Origin of the sequence: Altererythrobacter sp. MTPC7 (genome assembly GCF_042851395.1) — a bacterium.
In the GTDB taxonomy this organism is placed as follows: Bacteria; Pseudomonadota; Alphaproteobacteria; order Sphingomonadales; family Sphingomonadaceae; genus CAJXSN01.
The window spans coordinates 1-2,601 of the sequence record NZ_BTGS01000038.1 but is presented as its reverse complement, the minus strand read 5'-3'; the positions used below and the strand labels follow the sequence as shown (position 1 = coordinate 2,601).

General features: G+C 52.2%; 1 protein-coding gene and 1 pseudogene. One reads left to right on the top strand and one right to left on the bottom strand.

From position 1 onward, the window contains the following. Window positions 1–1,040: 1,040 nt before the first annotated feature. Window positions 1,041–1,859 (top strand): annotated as a pseudogene (locus ACGHJ7_RS14720) (IS1595 family transposase); the annotation flags it as partial. A 361-nt stretch (window positions 1,860–2,220) separates the two neighbouring features. Here the strand turns inward: ACGHJ7_RS14720 and ACGHJ7_RS14715 are convergent. Then, window positions 2,221–2,601, bottom strand: a 381-nt coding sequence (locus tag ACGHJ7_RS14715) for a hypothetical protein (protein ID WP_390479171.1), incomplete at its 5' end; no start/stop codon positions are given.

The window sequence follows — 2,601 nt, the reverse complement described above, 5'->3', positions numbered from 1 at the left end:
TCACGTCAGTGCCGAATGGACCTCGCCAGTCTTTCCACGCTGGTAGCAGTACAGCCTTCACTTGGCATCGCATTGCACCGCGCGAGCCGATGCAGAATGCCTTTGAAGGGTATTTCGGCGCCCGCCTTCGGGTCTAATGTCTGAACAAAACGCTGTTCGTCTCGCTGCTCCATGCGCAGTGAATATCAATCGTTTAGCGGCAGGAATACAAGACGATCAGGCGGCAGTCGAAACTGGGCGGGAAGAGTCCGGCCAATGTCTCGGTCGTACGTATCAGCCCCCGCCTAGATAAGACTCAGCCCCCGCCTAGATAAGACGCAATCTAAAGAATATTGAATTTTGGCGGGGCATACTATAGTGTTATAGTAAAATCATGTTGGAAACAACTTAAACATCAGATTTATAACGTGAAGATTATCTTTTAGATTTGCAAGACTGATAAACTGGTGAATCTTGCGTGTCTATATGGTCCTCTACCGGGAATTTTTTGGAACTTTGGCCTGCTTGACGAGAATTTAGGGCAATAAACAGAACGGCAGGCCAGAAAATCGTATTGATTATGTCAGTCGGCGTGTCAGTTTTGACTCGCCCGTATGCTAGGAAGTCCATAAATTCCTTTGCAAATGCTGTTAGAAGAACGGCTAGAAAAGGCCATGGGGTATTTAGAGAGCGACCAGTTATCAATCTCACTACTATCAATATGAACATCCCACCGTGGATGTGGAGTACGGTATCCGATATTGAACCGTCGCTTCCAAACCAGTTCACCAAAGCTGCATATCGTTCTGATAGTCCCATCCTGTTACAATGACACAAATTGCGCATGGTGCCGAGTGATTGTTCGACGATTCTTCAATGCCAGAGGTTCTCATTTTTTCCTTTGACCTTTTCTCCTGCACATACAGCATGTGATTTTCTGGATTACGCAAAGCGTGATGTCTGAAAGTGTCGATAAAATTCTCGAGATTAGGATCATTCTCATTCAAGTTTCGGGGTGTATCCCCTTTACATACGTAACAGAATATGGCATATAATGGGGTATGACGAAGCCCCTCACTACCGCCCAATTCTTCCGCCAGTTTCCTGATGACGAAATCTGCCTCCAGCACCTGTTTGACGTTCGCTTTGGTGAAGGCTTCGAGTGCCCCAAGTGTGAGCGCGCTTCCAAGTGGTTCCGCATCAAGGCCGAGCGCGCCTATTCCTGTCAGTGGTGCGGCCACCACCTGCACCCGACTGTAGGAACGCCGTTCGAAAAGACGCGCACCCCGCTCCAGCTTTGGTTCTATGCAATCCACCTGTTTACCACGACGCGCCACGGCGTTTCGGGCAAAGAACTCCAGCGTCAGCTAGGTGTGACCTACAAAACCGCATGGCGCATGGCGAAGCTGATCCGCGAACACATGGCCGATGTGGACGGTAACAAGCCGATCGGTGGCGAAGGGACCAACGTCGAGATTGACGAAACCCTTATGGGCGGTGTGAAGCGCGGCAAGCATAACCGTGGCAGCGCCGCTAAGACGGTCGTGGTTGGCGCTCTGGAGCGCGGTGGCGACATTGTAGCGCAAGTGGTGCCCAATCAGCGTCGCGCCACGCTGGAGCCATTTGTGACCGCCAATGTCCGTATCGGCGGCAACGTCCACACTGACGAACTGCGGTCCTATGCTAACCTTTCGAATGCTGGCTATCGCCATGCTCGCGTGAACCACGGCGCGATGGAATATGCCTATTACGATTATCGCCTTGCCGAGACGGTTACGGTCAACGGCATCGAGAATTTCTGGCGGCACCTGAAATGCTCAATCAATGGCACTCACACGAGCGTCAGCGCCAAGCACCTGAACTCCTACGTCAAGGAATTTCGAGTATCGCTTCAATCGTCGCAATCGTCCGGAGACGATGCTTCCGGAGCTTCTTTCGACTTTCCAGCCATTGAGCGCAGCGTAGCCTCGAAGGCATCGGCATCGCCGGTCTCGCCTTTGCGCTCGGCGATGAACTGCTCCAATTTTCCGCTCTCTAGAGCTTGCTTTAGGGTGGTCATCGTGCGATTCTCGCTGCATGGAGCGTGCAATGTCAAGCAACGATCAACAACCTGAGTCAGCACGCTCGTGGCTGACCGGCCTTGTCGTGATTGTTGCTGTTATCGTTTCTTATGTAGGCTTCGCCAGCATATCCATTGAGTGGACGCTGGCGGTTTCCAGCGTCATATTCGTTGGATTGATCTTATTTTTTTGGCGGGTCGGCGTTCGGAAACAGCGGAGTGGGACCAAGCGGCGGTAGAGGGTCCAAAACTCGGCTTATCCGGTGAGAGGACTTCACTGGTATCCACGCATTACCGTCAAATTCTTCACGATATTTGACCTCCAGTTTCATCCGAATGCCCTCTGCCATTCGCACGGGGAGCGTCTTGTCGTGGATGGCTTGAAGAAATTCGCGGTCGGTCATCAAGGCACTGAACTCGTTCCCGTCGCGCATAAACCCCCAACGCCGCGGTTCTGGCACTAATACTGGGCGCAAAAGGATGACATCCCACGTCGCCGTTCTGGTTTCGGTCACGGACCTTTCTTCTTCGGGCGCATCGCCTGTCCATAGGCCATGACGTGA